The 20,001-nt window shown below is 65.1% G+C and carries 17 protein-coding genes; all 17 read right to left on the bottom strand.

Translation table 11 applies throughout. The annotated features are described in order from the left end of the window. Nucleotides 1–871, bottom strand: an 871-nt coding sequence (locus Q8K99_05145) for a molybdopterin-binding protein (protein MDP2181941.1), incomplete at its 3' end; no start/stop codon positions are given. A gap of 17 nt (nt 872–888) precedes the next feature. Continuing rightward, entirely contained in the window at nt 889–1,485 is a 597-nt protein-coding gene (gene pgsA, locus Q8K99_05140; GenBank protein ID MDP2181940.1) for a CDP-diacylglycerol--glycerol-3-phosphate 3-phosphatidyltransferase, read from the bottom strand. Continuing rightward, nucleotides 1,482–2,777 carry a 30S ribosomal protein S12 methylthiotransferase RimO gene (gene rimO, locus Q8K99_05135; protein ID MDP2181939.1) on the bottom strand — a complete coding sequence of 432 codons (1,296 nt, stop codon included), beginning with the start codon at nt 2,775–2,777 and terminating at the stop codon, nt 1,482–1,484. The genes pgsA and rimO overlap by 4 nt, the downstream gene beginning before the upstream one ends. 2 nt (nt 2,778–2,779) lie before the next feature. Then, a complete protein-coding gene (locus tag Q8K99_05130; protein ID MDP2181938.1) occupies nt 2,780–3,277 on the bottom strand; it encodes a YajQ family cyclic di-GMP-binding protein in 498 nt (165 codons plus the stop codon). A gap of 21 nt (nt 3,278–3,298) precedes the next feature. Beyond that, nucleotides 3,299–4,075, bottom strand: a complete 777-nt coding sequence (locus Q8K99_05125; protein MDP2181937.1) for a helix-turn-helix domain-containing protein — start codon at nt 4,073–4,075, stop codon at nt 3,299–3,301. Further along, nucleotides 4,072–6,324 (bottom strand): DNA translocase FtsK 4TM domain-containing protein, encoded by a 2,253-nt coding sequence (locus Q8K99_05120; GenBank protein ID MDP2181936.1) that lies wholly within the window; start codon nt 6,322–6,324, stop codon nt 4,072–4,074. Before Q8K99_05120 ends, Q8K99_05125 begins: the two co-directional genes overlap by 4 nt. A gap of 16 nt (nt 6,325–6,340) precedes the next feature. Continuing rightward, a complete protein-coding gene (gene uppP / locus Q8K99_05115; protein MDP2181935.1) occupies nt 6,341–7,138 on the bottom strand; it encodes an undecaprenyl-diphosphatase UppP in 798 nt (265 codons plus the stop codon). Next, nucleotides 7,138–8,808 (bottom strand): ribonuclease J, encoded by a 1,671-nt coding sequence (locus Q8K99_05110; protein ID MDP2181934.1) that lies wholly within the window; start codon nt 8,806–8,808, stop codon nt 7,138–7,140. Before Q8K99_05110 ends, uppP begins: the two co-directional genes overlap by 1 nt. Before the next feature lie 98 nt (nt 8,809–8,906). Further along, nucleotides 8,907–9,800, bottom strand: coding sequence for a 4-hydroxy-tetrahydrodipicolinate synthase (gene dapA / locus Q8K99_05105; GenBank protein MDP2181933.1), 894 nt, complete (start codon nt 9,798–9,800; stop codon nt 8,907–8,909). 117 nt (nt 9,801–9,917) lie between these two features. Beyond that, nucleotides 9,918–11,168, bottom strand: a complete 1,251-nt coding sequence (locus Q8K99_05100; GenBank protein MDP2181932.1) for an aspartate kinase — start codon at nt 11,166–11,168, stop codon at nt 9,918–9,920. Between the two features lies 1 nt (nt 11,169). Then, complete coding sequence (gene dapB, locus Q8K99_05095; GenBank protein ID MDP2181931.1) at nt 11,170–11,955, bottom strand: 4-hydroxy-tetrahydrodipicolinate reductase; 786 nt, start codon at nt 11,953–11,955, stop codon at nt 11,170–11,172. Between the two features lie 14 nt (nt 11,956–11,969). Beyond that, complete coding sequence (locus Q8K99_05090) at nt 11,970–13,220, bottom strand: pitrilysin family protein (GenBank protein ID MDP2181930.1); 1,251 nt, start codon at nt 13,218–13,220, stop codon at nt 11,970–11,972. Nucleotides 13,221–13,309: 89 nt separating this feature from the next. After that, nucleotides 13,310–15,499, bottom strand: a complete 2,190-nt coding sequence (locus Q8K99_05085) for a polyribonucleotide nucleotidyltransferase (protein ID MDP2181929.1) — start codon at nt 15,497–15,499, stop codon at nt 13,310–13,312. A gap of 132 nt (nt 15,500–15,631) precedes the next feature. Then, nucleotides 15,632–15,901: a 30S ribosomal protein S15 gene (rpsO, locus tag Q8K99_05080; protein MDP2181928.1), complete on the bottom strand. Its 270-nt coding sequence runs from the start codon at nt 15,899–15,901 to the stop codon at nt 15,632–15,634. A gap of 211 nt (nt 15,902–16,112) precedes the next feature. Next, the gene (locus Q8K99_05075; GenBank protein MDP2181927.1) at nt 16,113–16,505 is read right to left on the bottom strand and encodes a hypothetical protein; all 393 of its coding nucleotides are present in this window, start codon (nt 16,503–16,505) and stop codon (nt 16,113–16,115) included. 89 nt (nt 16,506–16,594) lie between these two features. After that, nucleotides 16,595–17,521 (bottom strand): hypothetical protein, encoded by a 927-nt coding sequence (locus tag Q8K99_05070; protein ID MDP2181926.1) that lies wholly within the window; start codon nt 17,519–17,521, stop codon nt 16,595–16,597. Between the two features lie 8 nt (nt 17,522–17,529). Continuing rightward, the coding region (locus Q8K99_05065; protein ID MDP2181925.1) for an RHS repeat-associated core domain-containing protein at nt 17,530–20,001 on the bottom strand (2,472 nt) is incomplete at its 5' end.

Raw genomic sequence — 20,001 nt, 5'->3', positions numbered from 1 at the left:
AAGCGCCGGCGACATCGGTGAACGCGGCGGCGATCATCCCGCCAGTGCACGACTCCGCGCCGGCGACGGTGAGCGAGCGCTCACGCAGGGCTGACACGGTCGCGCCTGCGAGGGTCGTCGACGCGTCACGCGCGAAACACCACTCGCCCAGCGCGTCTGCAACCTCGTCCCCGGCTTGAAGCAGGGCGGACTCGTCAGCGCCCGCCGGAGGCAGCACGACGTCGACGAGCCATGGCGAAGCCAGCACCGTGAGATCGATTCCCGGGTGCGCTGCGAGCACGCGCAACGCCGTGACCTGCGCATCGGACTCGCTGATTCCGGCGCAACGGATCACGTGCGCCTGCGGCCCGGTTGCCGTGCCAAGGACGTCCGCCAGCATCGGCCGCATCTCGTGCGGCGGGCCGGGAAGCAATGCGAGCACGCACGTGTCGGTCTCGATGACCTGCCCGGGCGCGGTGCCCGTTGTCGGTGAGATCACGCGTGCCCCATGGAGGACCTGCGCCTGCACGAAGACCTGCAGAGCCGCCTCCGGGTCCGCATGACGCGCAGCGATCGTCTCGAGTTGCGCCCGGATCGCGGGGTCCTCGGCCAGGCCGAGCCCTAGGGCCCGCGAAGTCGCTTCGCGGGTGATGTCGTCGTGAGTCGGACCAAGGCCGCCGGTGACGATCACGAGGTCGTTCGCCGACGTGAGTCGCTCGATCGCCAAGGAGAGTCGTTCGGTATCGTCGGCCACGCTCACGGTTTCGATCACCATGTAGCCGTGCAGTGTGAGCGCCGCACATATCTCCTGCGTGTTCGTGTCGAGCCGCAGCCCCGTCGTCAGCTCGCTGCCGACGGTCACGACCGCTGCAGTGCCCCGGGTACCCGACATCTCTCGCCTCCTGCGGCTCAGTCGGACCCTCTCGCGCTCCACGGACCGACGATGACGTCGCGAGCGTGGTAGAGGTAGTCGATCATCGAGACAACGGTGAGCACGAGTGCGATGCCCATCACCGACCACGCGAGAGCGTCAGCAGCGATGGCGTAGACCGAGCCGAGCGCCTCTATCGGTTCCGTGTCCTTCAGGATGAACGCCACGACAGCGATGATCTGAAAGACCGTCTTGACCTTGCCGTACGCGCCGGCTGCGATCACGCGACCTTCCGCGACGGCTACCATGCGCAGGCCGGTGACGATGAGCTCGCGACTTATGATGATCAGCGCTATCCACGAGGAGATGGTCCCGAGTTCGACCAGCACTACGAGCGCTGCGGTAATGAGAAGCTTGTCCGCGAGAGGATCGATGAGCTTGCCGAAGTTCGTCACTTCGTTGCGCGAACGGGCTATGTATCCGTCCACGGCATCGGTCGCCGCGAGCAGAGTGAAGAGTCCGGCTGCCCACCAGGGCCCCCAGTTGGGAAGGCGTGCGAGCATGGCGACGACAACCACCGGGATGAAGATCATCCGCAGTATCGTGACCTTGTTCGCGAGACCCAGGTTCTTCACGTAATCTCGCCTTCCAGATCGTAGCCGAGAGCGTCGGTGATTCGGACGCGCACGATGTCCCCGCCGGTCGCAGACCGATCGAGCAGGACGACCCCGTCGATGTCCGGCGCCTGACCGCGCCAGCGTCCCACAGGCGTGCCGTCCTCGTCCACCCCTTCGACCAGCACGTCGAGGGTCCTCCCAACACACTGCGCTGCCTTCTCCAGACCGATGTCGTCTGCTGTGGCGCGCACCAGGTTCGACCTCTGGATGCGAACCTCGGTGTGCGGCAGTCCCGCCATGTCGGCGGCGGCCGTCCCGTCCTCGGGCGAGTACACGAACACGCCCGCATAGTCGAGCTGCGCCTGGCCAAGGAAGTCGACAACCTCCTCCACTTGCGCGTCGGTCTCGCCCGGGAAGCCCGCGATGAGGCTGGTGCGCAGCACGACTCCCGGCAGTGCATCGCGGATGCGGGCGACTAGCGCCAGGTACTCCTTGGCAGAGCCGGAACGGCCCATGGCCCGGAGGATGTGCGGGCTCACGTGCTGCAGCGGCATGTCGAGGTAGTGGCAGACCTTGGGTTCGGAGCGCATGGTGTCGAGCAACTCGTCCGTGGCGCCGTCGGGCTGCACGTACATCAGGCGCACCCACGCGACTTCGTCGATGGCGCATACGGCCTGGATGACGTCGGAAAGCGTCTCCGGGCCGTCCAGATCACGGCCGTAGGCGGAGATGTCCTGGCCGATGAGAACGATCTCGCGTGCACCGTCGCCCGCGAGCATGCGGGCCTCAGCGACTAGAGCCGCGAGAGGAGCCGACCGGTACGGTCCGCGAATACCCGGGATGGTGCAGTAGGTGCAACGGCGGAAGCAGCCGTCGGATACCTGCAGGTAGGCGCTCGGCCCCGACGCCGTGCGGGTGGACCCGGCCGCGGCCGCGGCGGGCACGCCCGTCAGGCGCTCAACGGTCGCCAGCAGCGCGCTTTCCTCGGCCACGGGTACTAGCGCGTCGGCCTCCGTGAGCGCCTCGCCGAGATCGTCTCCGTAGCGCGATGGCATGCAGCCTGTGACCACGATCCGCCTGCCGGGAGCACCATCGCGCCACTCACCCGTGAGGTCGAGAACGACGTCGATGGACTCCTCGACGGCCTCCTGGATGAACGCGCACGTGTTGACGATCGCTACGTCGGCATCGTCGAGGTCGTCGACAAGCCGGTATGCCGAGGAACCGACTAGCGCGCGCATGCGGTCGCTGTCGACTTCGTTCTTGGGGCAACCGAGGGTGAGGATGTGAATGCGGACTGGGGAGGTCAACGCTATCGGTAGTTGACGAATTGCAGCGGGATTCCGTAGTCCTGCTGCTTGAGGAACACGATGACCTCCTGCAGGACGTCGCGCTTCGGTGAGAATACCCGCAGCTTGTCGCCTTCGATCTGGACCTTGACCTTGTACTTCTCGTCCTTGATGTCCTTGTTGATCTTGCGGGCGATATCGGCCTCGATGCCGTTGACTACCGTGCCGACCTGCCGAACGCTGCCCCCTGACGCGGCTTCGGGGGTTCCCCACTGCAACGCCTTCAGATCGACGTTGCGCCTTATGAGCTTGGTGCCAAGGATGTCGATGACCTGCTTGGACACAAAATCGCTCGGCGCGGCGACCGTGATCGAACCGGCAGACTTGTCCAGCGTGACCGAGGACCCTGTGCCCTTCAGATCGTAGCGCTGCGCCAGCTCCTTGATCGTCTGCTGGACGGCGTTGTCGACCTCCTGCATGTCAACGGTCGATACGACGTCGAAGCTTTCGTCCTTGGCCATATGTGGGCCTCTCCTTCTGGTCTAGGGTTGGTCGGCAGTGAGCGTGAGCGTGGGTATCTCGCCCTCTGGTATCTCTTCGACCAGTGTCCCATCGCGATAGACGGTGACCGCCGTCGGCTTGCCGATCCGGATGGACACCTCGTCCGTGACCTCCCACTCGCGCTCTTCTCCGCCCTTGAGCGTACCCTCGTACGCCTTGAGCCCGTCGACGATGACGCGCAGCCACGACGCTCCGCCGGCGGCGATGTCGACCTTCACGGTGAACGGAGTGCCGGTGACCGTCGTCCCGGTGGTCTCGACCGCAGGTTCCGTCGGTGCATCGGCGTCCGACTCTCCTGGCGGAGATTGCTCAGAGGGCTCGGGAGTGGTTGTCTCCTCGGCCAAGTTGGGTATTGGCGGCGTTGTCTCAGGCCCTCTTACGAGTCGGCCGATTCCCCAGATTGCGAGGGCGACAAGCGCGATGGCCGCGACGATGGCCAGTCCGGTCCTTCGCGGCACAGCGTGCGCGTGGTCCCGTGAGGCGACTACTTGTTCGCGGGCGCGAAGGGGCTCGAGCGCCACGGTGCCGGCCTCCTCGCGATAGAGCTCGAGAAGCGGCGCCGGATCAAGGCCAAGGAACTTGGCGTAGCTGATGATGTAGCCCCTGACGTACGCTGTGTTCGGCAGCGTGTCATACTCACCGCGCTCGAGCGCTTCGAGGTGCTTGCCGAGGACGCGGGTTGCCTGCTCGGCATCGGCCATCGAGGCGCCCAGCGCGCGGCGCGCCGAGGACAGGGTCTCGCCTAGAGTCCTGTTCACTCGTCCCCATCCTCTCCTGTGCGATCGTGTCTCTCGAAGGCCTTGAGCGACTCGAGGTCTTCGATGTCGACGAAGACGTCCCTCGGCCTGCTGCCGTCAGGTGCGCCTACGATACCCTTAGACTCAAGCATGTCCATGATACGGCCTGCGCGGGCGTATCCGACCTTGAGACGGCGCTGGAGAAGCGATGTCGAACCCATGCCCGAGGTGACCACGATGTCGGCAGCTTCCCAGATGAGCGGGTCGTCGTCCCCACCGCCCATGTCCACTCCCCCGCCGGTCGCGGCGAGTTTGAGATGGAGTATCTCTTCGTGGTAGTCGGGTTCCGCCTGGGCCTTGAGGTGTGCTACCGCAGCTGAGATCTCGCCTTCGGAGACGTACGCACCCTGGATACGCTTGGGTTTGACGAGTGCCGGGGTCGTAAAGAGCATGTCGCCTAGGCCGACGAGCTTCTCGGCGCCCGTCTGGTCCAGGATGACACGCGAGTCGATGCTGCTGCCCACGGCGAACGCGATGCGGTTGGTGATGTTGGTCTTGATGAGGCCGGTGATGATGTCGGTGCTCGGTCGCTGAGTGGCGACGATGAGATGGATGCCGGCGGCACGAGCTAGCTGGGCGAGCCTGCAGATCGAGTCTTCGACCTCCTTGGCGGCCACCATCATGAGGTCGGCAAGCTCGTCGATCACGATGACTATGTAGGGCATCTCCTCGTCACCCTCAGGGGCCTTGTCCTGCTGAACGAGTGAGTTGTAGGAGCCGATGTTGCGCGCGCCGGCCTTCTGCAGCCGCTTGAGGCGCGAGTCCATCTCGCTCACGGCCCACGCGAGTGCGCTGGCGGCCTCCTTGGCTTCGGTCACGACGGGGACGTAGAGGTGCGGTACTCCGTTGTAGAGCGACAGCTCGATGCGCTTGGGATCGATGAGAATGAGGCGCACTTCGGCGGGGGTGGCGCGCATCAAGATTGACGTGAGCAGCGCGTTGATGCACACCGACTTGCCGGTGCCGGTGGAGCCCGCGATGAGCAGATGGGGCATGGTCGCGAGATCTGCGAGGATGTTGTCCCCCGACACGTCCATTCCGATTCCAAGGAGAAGCGGGCCGCCCTCGTGCGCTGCCGGAGCGGGTAGGACGTCGCCGAGAGTGACGGTCGAGCGCCGCTCGTTGGGCACCTCGATGCCGACCAGCGACTTGCCCGGGATCGGCGCCAGGATGCGCACGGTCGGCGCTGCGAGCGCGAGCGCGAGGTCGTCGGCCAGCGTGGTCACGCGGTTGACCTTGACACCGCGCGGGAGCTCCAGCTCGAACATCGTGACCGTAGGGCCGGATATCCAGTTCCTGACGTGAGCCGGAACGTCGAAGGTCGCAAGCGTGTCCTCGATGAGTGTCGCGGTGATCTTGAGTTCGCGGTCTGACGCACGGTGGCGGCCGGCGGGCTCCGAGGTCACCGCGAGGATCGACGCCGGGGGCAGCTCGAAACCTTCCATCCGGCGAGGCGCAGCTGCCGGAGGTGTCGGGACGGTCTCCCGCCTGCGTTCCGGGTCTCCTTGGCCAGCCTCGCGCTGCTTGCGGTCCACGGGCCTCGAGCGTGCGATGTCGGGGAGCATGGAGTCGTCCAGGTCCTCGAGCGGCAGGGTCTTTGGCGACCGCTCTCGTGCCTGACGTGGTTGTGGACCCTCTTCCGGCATGGGACGGATGGTCTCTGCGACCCAATCGAAGACCGACGCGATGGAGAGTCCTGTGATCACAAGGCCGATGAGCACGCCTGCACCCAGGATGACGTATGCGATTGACACACCGACGAGCGAGCGTAGCGCCCAGGCGATGCCGCCGCCGAGATACCCCCCGAGGGTTTCGACCACGACTCGGTCCCACTGCGTCGCTACCGGCGCGGAGACCGCCGCGAGCGATACCGAGGACATGAGCACGACGCCGAGGCCGATTCCGACGCGCCGCTCGCTGATCGCGAATGCGTGGACGAAGAAGCTGACGCCCCACAGCAGGAGTACGACCGGGATGGCGTATGCGCCGATCCCGAAGCCCATGCGCAAGAATGAGGACACGGCGCGGCCAAGGATACCGGTGCTCTCGGTAAGCACCGCGATCGCGAGGGCGATGGCGGAAGCGGAGAGAGCAACGCCTATGATCTCCCCTTTGAGCTCGCCGTCGATGAGCGGTGCGGCGGCGGGACGGGCCGCAGGCCCCGACGGCCGGCGACCACTAGGGGTACTTGTGCTGCGCTTCTTGGACATACGCTTCCCTGTCACGTCAGCCTGCCAGTTGCCAGACTATCACGGCAGAGCCCAGCAATGCCGTGTAGACCGCGAAGGGCAGAAACGTGTGGTTCCGCAGCAGGCGCATGAGTAGTGCGATGGCTACGTAGCCAGTGAGGGCTGCAGCGATGAATCCGGCCAAGACGGCTGGAAGTGACGGCAACGTCTGCGCATCGCCAAGGACATCGATCCCCTGCTTGACGGCTGCGAGCAAGATGATCGGGACGGAGAGCAGAAAGGAGAACCGGGCCGCTTGTTCCCGGTCCAGACCAAGTGCCATACCCGCTGACATGGTCGCGCCGGAGCGTGAGAGCCCGGGCATGATCGCGAGTCCCTGGGCAACGCCCACGAGCAGGCCACGACCCCAACCGAGCCGCTCCGCAGGAGGGGCGACGCTTCTGGAGAGCCGGTCGGCCGCAATGAGCACGACGGAGGTCAGGAGGAAGGCCACGCCGATCCACAGTAGTGACGCGTCCTCGAACCAGCCGTTCCCGACGAGTCCGATCACGCCGGTGGGGACGGTGGCGGCCACGACCAGCCACGCCAGACGCCGGTCGTCGGCCCGGGTCGGTTCGCTCGAGAAGGCCGAGCGCGCCATGCGAACCAAGTCCGACCTGAAGTAGACCGCTACCGCAAGAAGCGTGGCGACGTGCAGAAACGTGTCGTACGCAAGACCGAAGTCACTCCACCCCAGACCCTCATGGATCAGCTTCAAGTGGCCGGAAGACGATATCGGAAGGAACTCGGCGAGGCCCTGCACCACGCCGAGAATGGTGGCTTGCAGAACCTCCACTAGACCTCCATGACCACTGGGATGATCATCGGACGACGCCGGACGCGCTCCCACATGAACTGGGACAGCGACTCACGGACGGCGTTCTTGATGACCGCGTGGTCGGTGACGCCCTCCTTGGCGGTCTTGGCGAGGGTCTTGGCGATGCGGGCACGGGCCTCGTCGAGCAGTTCGTCGCCCTCTGCGCCAAAGACGATGCCGCGCGTGACGAGCTCGGGCTCGCCCACCGGCCGACCGTTGGCGTCATCGATCGCGATGATGATGGTGGCGATGCCGTCGCGAGCCAGGAGCTGGCGGTCTCTGAGAACGACCTGGCCTACGTCGCCGACTGACAGGCCATCGACGTAGACGACACCGGAGTCGACGCGCTCGGCCAGCCGGGCCCCTTTCTCGCTGAGCTCGAGGCAGGTGCCGTTCTCCATGATGAAGATGTCGCGCTCCTCGATACCGACTGCCATCGCAAGGTCAGCATGGGCTCGCAGGTGGCGGCTCTCGCCGTGAATCGGCATGAAGTACTGCGGTTTGACCATATTGAGCATGAGCTTGAGCTCTTCGGACGCCCCGTGTCCGGACACGTGCACGAAGTGAGAACCGCGATGCTTGACGTGGGCGCCGGCCTTGGCGAGGCGGTTGATGACGCGGCCGACCGCCTTCTCGTTGCCGGGTACAGGAGAGGCGGCGATGACTACCGTATCGCCCTTCTCGACGGTCACGGTGCGGTGGTCGCCGTTGGCCATGCGTGCCAGGGCCGACAGGGGCTCTCCTTGACTGCCGGTGGAGAGGACACATACCTTCTCGGCGGGCAGGTCGCCCATCTGGAAGGCGTCAACGATGTCTTCGTCCGCGATGTCGAGATAGCCGAGCTGGCGTGCGATCTTGGTGTTGTTGACCATCGATCGGCCGGTGACAACGACCTTCCGTCCGCACTTCACCGCGGCGTCACATACCTGCTGAACGCGGTGGATGTGACTCGAGAACGACGCCACGATGATGCGCTGGTCGGCCTCGGCAAACAGGTCGCGCAGCGAGCGCCCGACTTCGGCTTCCGACCGGGTGATTCCAGATGTCTCCGCGTTGGTGGAGTCACTCATCAGCAGCGTGACCCCCTGTTTGCCCGCGCGCGCAATCGCCTGGTAATCGGTAAGACGGCCGTCGATCGGCGTCTGATCGAGCTTGAAGTCCCCCGTATGCAGGATGTTTCCGACGGGCGTGTGTATGAGGACCGCGACTCCGTCGGGAATCGAGTGGTTCACGGGGATGAAGTCGAAGCCGAACACTCCAAGATTGACGTGTCCGCCGGCCTTGATCTCGCGAAGCTTGGGCTTCTTGATGCCATGCTCGTCGAGTTTGCCTTTGATGAGTCCCAGGGTAAGCTTCGTGCCGAGGATCGGCACTCCGGGCCCGAGGTCTTTCAGCAGATATGGGAGAGAACCGGTGTGGTCCTCATGACCGTGCGTGATGATGATGCCGCGGAGCTTGTCCTTGCGCTTAACGATGTAGCTGAAGTCCGGGAGTATGAGGTCGACGCCGGGATGATCTTCGTCGGGAAACATGATCCCCGCGTCGATCACGACCATGTCGTTTCCGTACTCGAACACGGTCATGTTCTTGCCTATCTCGTCAAGACCCCCGAGGGGTATGACGCGCAGGCGCGTCTTCTTATGAGTCATATGAGTCTGTCCATAGCTCCTTCTGTCGGGGTCTCAGGCGAGACCCAGGTTCTATTGGCGCGCCGCGCATCAGCGCGACGACTTCGGTCGATAGATGGTCAGGCGAGCACGCCGACTCCGCGCATGACGCGTTCGAGTTCGGCGGTCTGTTCGGCGGTAGGCGGCACGAGCGGCAGTCGCACCGTTCCAACGGGATAGCCAAGGAGGCGGAGCGCTTCCTTGACCATGATGGGGTTCGAGGTCATGAACAGCGCCTTCATGAGAGGCATGAGTTCGAGGTGTATGCGCAACGCGCGCGTGTGGTCGCCCGCAGCCTGTGCGGTGACCATCTCCTTGAACTGCGGACCCGCAACGTGGCTCACCACCGAGATCACACCGGTCCCACCAAGACCCATCATCGGCAGGGTGAGCTCGTCGTCACCCGAGAAGACTTCGAAGCCTTCCGGCGCTCCGGCCAGTATGGCCGCGGTCTGAGACAGGTCCGCATTCGCCTGCTTGACGGCGACGATGTTGGGGCACTCCTTGGCCAGGCGCAGGATTGTGGAGGGCTCCATGTTGACCACGCACCGGCCGGGGATGTTGTAGAGGATCACAGGAGCGTCGACCGCGCCGGCGATCGTGCAGAAGTGCTGGTACATGCCCTCCTGCGGCGGCTTGTTGTAGTACGGGACGACAGCCATGATGGCGTCGACGCCAAGGTCGACCACCTTGCGCGCGAATTCCGCGGAGTCGGCGGTGCAGTTGTCGCCGGCGTTGGCGATGATCGGCGCGCGTCCGTCCACGGCCTCGACGACGGCCCGGAAGAGCTCGAGCTTCTGGTCGTAGAAGACCGTCGGCGACTCGCCGGTCGTGCCGCAAACGACGAGAGCGTCGCTGCCCTCGTCGAGGAGCTTCACGGCCAGTTCCTGGGCGCGCGCGAGATCGAGCCCTCCGTTGGCGTCGAAAGGCGTGACCATGGCCGTCATCATGCGGCCGAATCGTGGAGTCGTCATGAGGGTACTCCTGTTTAGCAGCGCGGTGGATGGCCGCGGAACGTACATCTCTACCCGCAGTATTGTGCCACAAGCGAGTCCATGCCGCCGCGTGCGGCAGGATGCGTCACCGAGGCGTCATGCGGATGGTGCAGAGTCTCCCCCGGTCAGTTCGAAGCCTGCATGCAGGGCGTGGATCGCCAAGGACGTGTCCGCCGCCGGGACCAGTACCGAGATCGTGGTGTGGCTGTCGGCGGTCTGAAGTACCGAGACACCGGCGTCTGCGAGACACTCGGCCATCCGCGCCATGACACCCGGCACGCCGTGCATGCCCGCTCCGACGAGGGTGATCTTCGAGAGCCCGGACGTGGTGTCGTGCGCCAGACCGAGCTCGCCGAGGACGGATTCAGCTCGCTCGCGCGAGTCCTCGGCAAGTGAGAAGACGAGAGCGCGGCCGATCGGCGTGAACATGTCGAGCGAGACGTCTGCGTCGGCCATCGCGCGGTAGACGCGGGTCTGGGCGGCCATGTGAGCGGGCGTGCCCTCGTCTGCCGGCAGCGCGACTTGGAAGCGGACGATCCCGGTCGCGTGGCTTACGGCCGTCGCGACCCTATCCGGCTTGTAGGCGGCGATGTCGGAGACGAGCGTGCCCGGATGATCGGAGAACGTGTTGCGCACACGCAGCGCAAGACCGCTGGAGAGTGCGAGTTCCGCCGCCGAGGTGTGCACGATACGCGACCCGTGCTTCGCGAGCTGGAAGAGCTCGTCGGCTCCGATGACCTGAAGCACTCCGGCGGATTCGCACGCGCGCGGGTCGGCCGTCATCACGCCGTCGACGTCGGAGTAGATCTCGACTGCGTCTGCTCCGAGTGCGACGCCGATCGCGCATGCGCTCGTGTCGGAGCCTCCTCGGCCAAGCGTGGTGAGCCTGCCGTCCCCGGACATGCCCTGAAAGCCGGCGACGACGGGTACGACGCCCTCGTCGATCGCTGCGAGCAGAGAGCCCGGGTGGATCTCGGTCACCGCCGAGGAGCCGTGGACGCCATCGGTCCCGATGCCGGCCTCCGGCCCCGAGTAGGCTCGCGCCCCGATGCCTGCGGCCCGGAGTTCGTGCGCGACGACCACTGCCGCGATAAGCTCGCCGGTCGCCATGAGCAGGTCATGCTCGCGTGCGTCCGCGGGAAGGCCGTCGACCAGGCCAAGGAGTGTGTCGGTCGCGTAGGGTGCACCCGTGCGGCCCATCGCCGAGACCACGACGACCGGATGCCGCGTCAGTTCGAGGGCCTCGGTCACCCGGCGGACGATCGCCGCGCGGCCGCCCGCGTCCGCGACCGACGTGCCGCCGAACTTCATCACGACGATACCGCTTGGGTCTGCGGCTGCGGTCACGCTACTCCCCCATCAGGCTTTCGAGTCCGATGATCAGTCCCGAGCGCGCCGGTACCTCGGCCACGGCAAGCACGACGCCGGGCATGAACGATGTGCGGTCGATCGAATCATGACGGATCGAGAGCGTCTGCCCCTGCCCGCCAAAGAGGACTTCCTGATGCGCGACGAGGCCAGGCAGCCGAACGCTGTGCACGTGGATAGCGTCAACGATAGCCCCTCGTGCACCGTCGGCGATCTCGGTGTCCCGCCCCGGCGTCTCGGGCGTCTGCGAGCGCGCAGCCGCGATGAGCGAGGCGGTCCTCAGCGCGGTGCCCGATGGCGCGTCGGCCTTCTTGTCGTGATGGAGCTCGACAATCTCGACGTTGGGCATGAAGCGGGCTGCCTGAGCCGCGAACTGCATCATGAGCACCGCTCCGATAGCGAAGTTCGGGGCCACGAACAGGCACGTTCCCTCAGGAACCGAGTCCGCGAGTCCGGACAGCGTCTCCGGCGACAGGCCGGTGGTGCCGACAACGCAGTCCACACCCTCGGCAAGCGCGGTGCGCAGATTCTCCTCGACCGCGGACGGGTGCGTGAAATCGACCATGACATCGGGGCGGGTCTGTGCGATCGCGTCCGCGAGCTTGCCATCGCACATGACGTTGCCACCCGCGCCGTCGTCGACCGAGCGCCCGGCCCAACTGGGGTCGACGGCCGAGACGACCTGCATTCCGTCGGCGGTCGTGACGGCCTTGACGACCTCACGGCCCATCTTGCCCGCCGCTCCGGTCACGAGTACATCGATCATGATGCGTCCTCCGTTCACCCGACGAGATGCGAGACTGACTCCGCAGAGTGTGGGCCAAGGATAGCCAGAACACGCTCGGAACCGAAGGTCTCCTCGGCCACGCGTTTGATGTCTGCAGCCGTGACGGCGTTGATGCGCTCGACGAGCTCATCGGCAGAGAGCAGCTCCCCGTCGGTCACGAGATTCTTGCCAAGGCGGGTCATGCGGTTGCGGGTGGACTCCATCCCGAGCACGAGGTGTCCCTTGATGGACTCCTTGGCGCGGTGGAGCTCCTCGCCGTCGGCTCCGGAGATGCGCATCTTCTCGACCTCGGCCTGGATGAGGCGGACGACCTCCTCGGTGTTGGAGGGGCGCGTCCCGGCGTAGACCGTGAGCTGGCCCGTGTCCCGGTAAAGCGAATGGAAGCTGTAGACCGAGTAGGCCAGGCCCTTCTTCTCGCGGATCTCCTGGAAGAGACGCGACGACATACCTCCGCCAAGGATGGTGTCGAGGATAGTGAGGACGAATCGGTCCTCGTGATGCGCGTTCATGGTCGCCACTCCGTAGCAGATGTGCGCCTGCTCGGTGTCTTTGTCGAGAACGGTGAGTCGGGACGAGGAGACCGCCGCCGCGCTCGGACGCGCGTTGCAGGGGCCTTCGGGCAGGTTCAGGTGCGTGCGCACGAGCGCGACAACGTTGTCGTGATCGAGATTGCCCGCAGCGGCGACGACGCAGTTGCCTGTCACGTAGTGCTTCGTGTGGAAGGCAGAAGCCGCACAGTGGCCAAAGCTTCCGACGGTCTCCCTGCTGCCAAGGATAGGCAGGCCGATCGGATGTGTGGGCCAGAGAGCCCGCGAGAAGATCTCGTGGATACGGTCGTCGGGGGTGTCCTCCATGCGCGCGATCTCTTCGATGACGACCTCGCGCTCCTTCTCGGCCGCGTCGTCGGCAAGCAGAGAGGAGACCACCATGTCGGAGAGAACCTCGACAGCCACCGGCAGATGCTCGTCAACGAGCCGCGCGTAGAAGCAGGTGTACTCCTTGGAGGTGAAGGCGTTGAGTTCGGCGCCCAGGCCGTCGAAGGTCTCGGAGATCTGCGCCGCGGTGAGTGACGGGGTGCCCTTGAAGATCATGTGCTCCATGAAGTGGGACATCCCGGCTTCGGGCTCCGACTCGTCGCGGCTTCCGACGGAGAACCATATGCCGAGCGCAACCGATCGGACCGTGTCTATCGACTCCGTGATAACGGTGACACCGTTCTCGAGGACCGTCTTGCGATAGAACATCTCGGGCCTTTCTCGCAATGAGCTCGGGTGGCGCGGTGTTATGCGAAACGGGGCGGACCGCGATGCGGCCCGCCCCGTCGGCGTTGCAGCTACTGCCGGCGGCGCGGCTTGCGGTCGCCGCCGCTACCGCCACCGTCGCGACGCGGGGGCCGGTCGCCGTGCGGGCGATCACCCTGGGGGCGGTCGCCACCGGTGGACGGCGGAGCGTCCGGCTTGTTGATGCGGTCGAGCGAGACCTTGCCGCGATCGTCGACTTCGAGAATCTCGACTTCGACCTCGTCGCCCACAGACAGCACGTCCTCCACCTTGTTGACGCGGCCATTGGCCACGCGCGAGATGTGAAGCAGACCGTCCTTGCCGGGCGTGAGCTCGATGAAGGCACCGAACGCCTGGATCGAGACGACGCGACCGGTGTAACGCTCGCCGATCTCGGGCTCTTTCACGATGAGGTTGATGCGCTTGAGCGCTTCCTCGCCGCCGAGGCCCTTCGATGCGATGTAGATCGTGCCATCTTCTTCGATGTCGATCTGGGCGCCGGTCTCGGTCTGGATGCCGCGGATGATCTTGCCGCCGGAGCCGATGACGTCGCGGATCTTGTCCGTCGGGATCTTGATGGTGAGGATGCGCGGCGCGAACTCGGACAGCGCATCACGCGGGACGTCGATCGCTTCCATCATCTTGCCAAGGATGTGCGCACGCCCCGCCTTGGCCTGGCGAAGCGCCTTCTCGAGGATCTCGTGCGAGAGACCCTTGGCCTTGTTGTCCATCTGAAGTGCGGTGATGCCCTTCTCCGTACCCGCGACCTTGAAGTCCATGTCGCCAAGGAAATCCTCGAGGCCCTGGATGTCGGAGAGAACGGCGACGTCGTCGCCCTCCTTGATGAGTCCCATCGCGATGCCGGAGACCGGCGAGGTGATGGGCACACCGGCGTCCATGAGTGCCATCGTGGAGCCGCAGACCGAACCCATCGAGCTCGAGCCGTTGGACTCCAGAACCTCGGAGACCACGCGGATCGTGTACGGGAACACGTCCTCGGCGGGGATAACGGGGAGCAGGGCACGCTCGGCGAGGGCGCCGTGGCCGATCTCGCGGCGCTTGGGGCCGCGCATGAACCCGGTCTCGCCGGTGCAGAACGGCGGGAAGTTGTAGTGGTGCATGTAGCGCTTGCCCTCGGCGACGTCGATGGTGTCGATGCGCTGCCACTCGGAGAGCATGCCGAGGGTGGCGACGGAGAGCACCTGCGTCTGGCCGCGGGTGAAGAGTCCCGAGCCATGCGCGCGGGGCAGGTACGCGGCGGTGCCGGAGACGGCACGCACCTCGTCGAGTGCGCGGCCATCGGCACGCTCGCCCTCCTCGAGAACCATCGTGCGCATGGTCTTCTTCTCGAGCTTCTTGAGGAGTGCCTTGATGTCCTTGCCGTCGGCGGCGAGCTCGTCTTCGGTGAAGGTTGCGAGGATCTCGTCCTTCACGGCTGCGACGTTGTCCATGCGGCTGTGCTTGTCGGGGTTGTGCAGCGCGGCACGCATCTCGACGGCGCCGGCGGAGAAGACACGCTCGGCGAGCGCCTCGTCAATGACGTGAAGCGGAACGACCATCGGAGTGACGTCGCACTGCGCGACGAGCTTCTCCTGGGCGGTGCAGAACTCCGCGATAGCTTCCTGCGCGAACATGAGCGCGGCAAGCATGTCGTCTTCGGAGACTTCGTAAGCGCCGGCCTCGATCATGTAGACGGCATCGCGCGAGCCTGCGACCACGAGGTCGAGCTCGGACTCCTCGATCTCGTCGAATGTCGGGTTGACGAGGAACTCGCCGCCCACGCGCGCGACGCGCACGCCTGCAAGCGGGCCCTCGAACGGGATGCCGGCGGCGAGCAGGGCTGCCGAGGCCCCCATGATCGCGATCACGTCGGGCTGGTGGACCTGGTCGACCGACAGCACCGTTGCGATGACCTGGACTTCGTTGCGGAAACCGTCTGCAAACGCCGAGCGCAGCGGACGGTCGATCATACGGGCGGTGAGGATGGCCTTCTCGCTCGGACGGGCCTCACGCTTGATGAAGCCACCCGGGAGCTTGCCTGCTGCATACATGCGCTCCTCGAAATCCACCGTGAGCGGGAAGAAGTCGAGGTCTTTGGGCTGGCTGGAGGCAGTAGCGGTGACGAGCACCACGGTGTCGCCCTGGCGGACGACGACGGCTCCACCGGCCTGCTTGGCCAGCTCGCCTGTCTCGAGCGTGTATTCCTTGCCGTACAGTTCAAAACTCTCAACAATCTTGGACATATATCTCTCTTCTTCCTCTTCCCTCGCTCCCGAACCCCTTGTCCGGAAGCTGTACTGCTGCGGTCCGCATCGGGCGGTCCGTAGAACGAAGGCGGGGTGAGATTCCCCGCCTTCGGTGTCCCATGTGGGTTCTTACCCGCGAATGCCTAGCTTCGCGACGATTGCGCGGTAGCGCTCGACGTCGGTCTTCTTGAGGTAGTTCAGAAGGCGGCGGCGCTGGCCAACGAGCTGGAGAAGGCCACGACGGGTGTGGTGGTCCTTCTTGTGGAGCTTGAGGTGCTCGGTGAGATCGCGGATGCGCTGCGTGAGCAGTGCGACCTGGACCTCCGGGGATCCGGTATCGCCCTCGGTGCGGGCGTGTTCGGAGACGATAGACTCGATTACGTCCTTAGACAGTGGCATATTCTCTTTCACCTATCTCTCTGATGCGCCTTCGTCCGGGGTCGGCGGCGGTGAAGCGCCGATCTCAGGCGGAGGTACGGAACACAACCTGCGGAGTATATCACACACGCGCCCGGGCGTGGCTACGAGTGTTGGCTGGCCGAGGAGAATGCGAGGCACCGGGTCAGCATAGGCACGCGAACGGCGTGACATGGCTGCCGATCGTCGTCTACTATTGCGGGTCGGCCGAGCTGACTGCGCCAACTACGCCCACACCATCTTCAGAGAACACGATCACATCCACATCATGGGGTGCAGCGGAAGTGTCAACGACTTCGAGGCGAACCAGGCTCGAAGCTCGCGCGGATTCGACACCGTAGACCGACACCGAGGCAGGGGCGAATGGGTTCGCGCTGCCAAACAGAGTTTCCCTGAGTTCTCCTGGCCCGTGCGGTTCGCTCTGGCGACTGGTGAGTTGCGCCACAACCGCGCTGTCATCGCGACACAGTGCCGAGACGTAGTCAACCGCCACCCCACGAACCTGAGCCTCGGACAATGTTGATTGACCGCAGCCGAGCAGAATGGCGCAGAACGATAGTGTGGCGAGTGTTCGCGCGAGTCTCATTGAACCTTCACCCTGTTTCAGCAACGCGTGAACATCCTGAATCGACTCGCGTCCGATGCGCTGCAGGGACGGTCGCCGGCTGAAGGGGTCTACGGCAGCGATACCTGCCACACCTCCCTCACGGCGTCGTTCGACCCTGCTGCTCGCTCCAAGCAGAGAAGTAGTCGCCCGTCCGACGTCCACTGAGGGGAACGGTACGGCAGGCAGGGACTCGGCAGATCACAGTAGGCGATGGCCTGCCGGGACTCAAGATCGCAAATCACGAGACGGAATTCCGCGCGGGGATTCTTGTGCATGCCGCCAAACGACGGGTCGTACGCCGGTGTGTAGTAGGCCACAAGCTCCCCGCTGACACACGGGCTCATGGCATCGTGTTGCCATTGGCGCCCTCGAATGGTCTCGTCCGGGCCAAGCAGGTACATGCCCGTGGTCGAGTTGTCGTCCGGTCCTTCAGTTGCGAACGATTCAACCAGAAGCGTCTGACTGTCAGAGAGCCAGCTCACGTCCTGAACGGTGCTCCACGATGCGTCAACCGTGCTCGTCTCGCCCGCGCTGAGATCGAGCACGTAGCTCAGAAGATCGTCGCCGGCGACGCCGGAGAGAAACAGTCGTCTGCCGTCGGGTGACGGTCTTAGTGTCGGAAAGACGATGGGGGTCTTCTCCACGACGACGGTCGTCTCGTCGGAGCGCAACAACACGACGTCGCCGTCGCGCTCCCAGTAGTAGACTCCGTCCCCGCACACCGTGGCCGAGGAGCCAGCCATAGTGGCAACCGTGCATTCCGCTGACGGGTCGACAACCGCAATCACCGTGTCTTCGCCCGTTTCGTCCAGCCTGGTCATGGCGACCCAGTCCGACTTCGGCGATGTCGAGATCGCCAGGACGTCGTCAAGATCGGTCTTGGTCGCCTCCAACCGCTTCCCGAGGCTCACAGCTGCGATTGCCGTGCAGCCGCAAAGGAGTGCGGACACTGCAAGCAGAAGGCATGCACTCATCCAGCCCGCGCGAGATGTCATCGCAGAACCTATGCCTTCCTGATGTTATACAAGGTCTGGTGCCACCACTTGCTGATGCCGAGATGCTTGTGCCACCACTTGTTCGTCCATCGGCGGGACACCTTGTGGCCCTTGAAGTCACGCTCCCCGGGGTCCATCACCCAGACATTTCGTCCCTCATACCCGTAGATTACTACTGCATGCCGGGACAAGGGCCACACGTCAGAGCCAAGCGCTATGATGGGATGGCCCGTGGACACTTGTAGCTTCATGTTGAAGTGACTAGCCCTTGATGACTGGCTGTCCGCGTGGATGCCCAGCTTCCCGAGAATAGTCCGCATTTGTTCCAGATTCGCACCCGACCGTTCGCCGCCGCCCTTGCTCGCGACCTTGCTGAGGGCGATCTTCTTCTTGAAGACGTACTCGTACACGCATTTGATGCTGGCGGCCCAACACAGGTAGCGGTTGACCTGGCCAACGGTCGGAACCATGAGAATCCGCGAGCGCGCCAGTCCTCCGCCTCCACCTGCCTCGGCGTACTCCCCACTCGGATCGATCTTCCCCACAGGCTCGCCCGCGCAGTACTGGTACGCGCTCTCCTCCCCGTCGGCGCGTGCCGGGTCCTTGGAGATGAACTGCATGGTAGCAGGGTCGAGATAGCGCTGCGAGAGGTAGTAGAGCGCCGAGTGCTCGTCGAAGGCGTAGCTCGCGTAGCGAAGCGGCTGGTGCGAGATCGCCGTCGCGGTCGCCGCGGGTATCGCGCTGCCCGTCCCGACGCTGCAAAGGGTGCTCACCGGGTTGCCGTAGGCGTCGTAGGAGTAGAAGGCGAAGGCGGCACCGTTGGCGTCGAGGAGCTCGCGCACGTCGCCTCGGTCGGTCGTGACGATCTGGAAGCGCACCGGCGCCGACGTGCCCGCGCGGTAGAGCCCCGCGAAGACGTCGCCGGTCTCGTCGTAGGCGTAGTCGATCGAGTAGGAAGTGCCGTTGGTCGCACTGGCGGCAAGGGACCTCAGCGTGAGCCCGTCGTAGACGTAGGTCGTCGTGGTCGTGACGCCGCCCTGGGTGACCACGCTCTTGATGCGCTGGCCGTTCGCGTCGTAGACGTAGGTGGCGACGACGCCTGCCTGCGAGTCGGTGAAGCGCTGGAGTCTCTCGCCGGTCCAGGTGTAGGTCCTGGCGCTTGGGCTACAACTCGGTCCCTGGGCGGTCCTGCGTCCGAGGGAGTCGTGGGTGACCACGGTCGCTCCTGCGGCGGTCAGACGGCCGACAGTGCTGTAGTGGAACGTGACAGCAGGTTCGTTGCCCCGAGTGTAGCTCGTCAGCCGCCCGGTGCCGGGGTCGTAGACATAGGAGGTCGTGACGCCCGCCACGTTGGCGTTCACGAGGCGGCCGGTCTTGGAGTAGGTGTAGGTGTCGGTCTCAGTACGAGACTGGTACGTGAACCCGAAGTGTTCAGAGGACTTCTTGCCGGTCTCGGGGTCGTAGGTGTAGGTCACGCCGCCGGCGCCCGCGGGGTTGAGTCCGGCAATGGACGAGCCGGCTGCCGAGCCCTCGGCTGCGATGCGCCCCGGCTCGTCATATGCCGTGACGTATCCGGCGCCAAACGAGTTCGACCTGCTCTGGGTGACCCTGCCCGCGACGTCGGTGGCCACGAGCGACCGATCAACCGTCGCGCTCGCCACTCGTACCGACTGCGAATCCAGGACGCCGAGCGAGTCGACGTTCGCGGTCACGGTCGTGTCCTTGGAGGGTCTGGTCTCGGTCAGGTGGCTCTTGCCGTCCGCGTCGTAGGTGTAGGTCCGCGTCGTGCCTGTGAACGAGTCGTAGGTCTGGCTGAGGCGTCCCGCGCTGTCGTAGGCGGTCGTCTCCTGCTTGGCGTTCGTCCCGTCGGTCGCGACCTGTCGCTCGGACACGAGGCGTCCGAAGACGTCGTAGGTGTAGGCGACCGAGCTGCCGTCGGGGTTGGACTTGGTAAGCAGCCTGCCTGCCGTGTCGTAGGTCTGTGTCGTCACCAGGCCCCCGATCGAGTCGGAGACTACCCGGCCGCATGCGTCGTATGTCTTGGTCTTGACGATGCCGTCGAAGTCGGTCTCGGAAAGCACCCACCCGAGGCTGTTGTAGACGGTCGTGGAGCGGTTCTGCGACCCGACACCGGCCGATGTCTGACGGCCGAGAAGGTCGTAGGTGTACGTGGTCACCGCGTTGTCGGGCGCGGCGGACTGCGTTGTGCGAGCGTCGAGATCGTGCTGGTAGGTGGTTGTCGCGGTTCCCGCGTCGGTGGGCTCGGACTCGGACTCCATCTCGCCCGTGGCGTCGTAGTCGTACTCGGTCTCCGAGCCGTCGGGCTCCTCGGCCAGGACTTCCTGGCCTTCGTCGTTGTAGGTCGTCTCGGTCGCGGCGGTCGTGGCCCCGGGCGCCAGCGAGCTCGTCTCCTGGCCTTCTGCGTTGTACTCGGTGCGGGTGGAGGCCGCGTCTGTCGCCGGGGCGCCCTCGTCGGTGCT

It is taken from the genome of Actinomycetota bacterium, assembly GCA_030682655.1.
Lineage (GTDB): Bacteria > Actinomycetota > Coriobacteriia > Anaerosomatales > JAUXNU01 > JAUXNU01.
The sequence above is the reverse complement of the archived record's forward strand: the minus strand, read 5'-3'. Positions and strand labels throughout refer to the sequence as shown.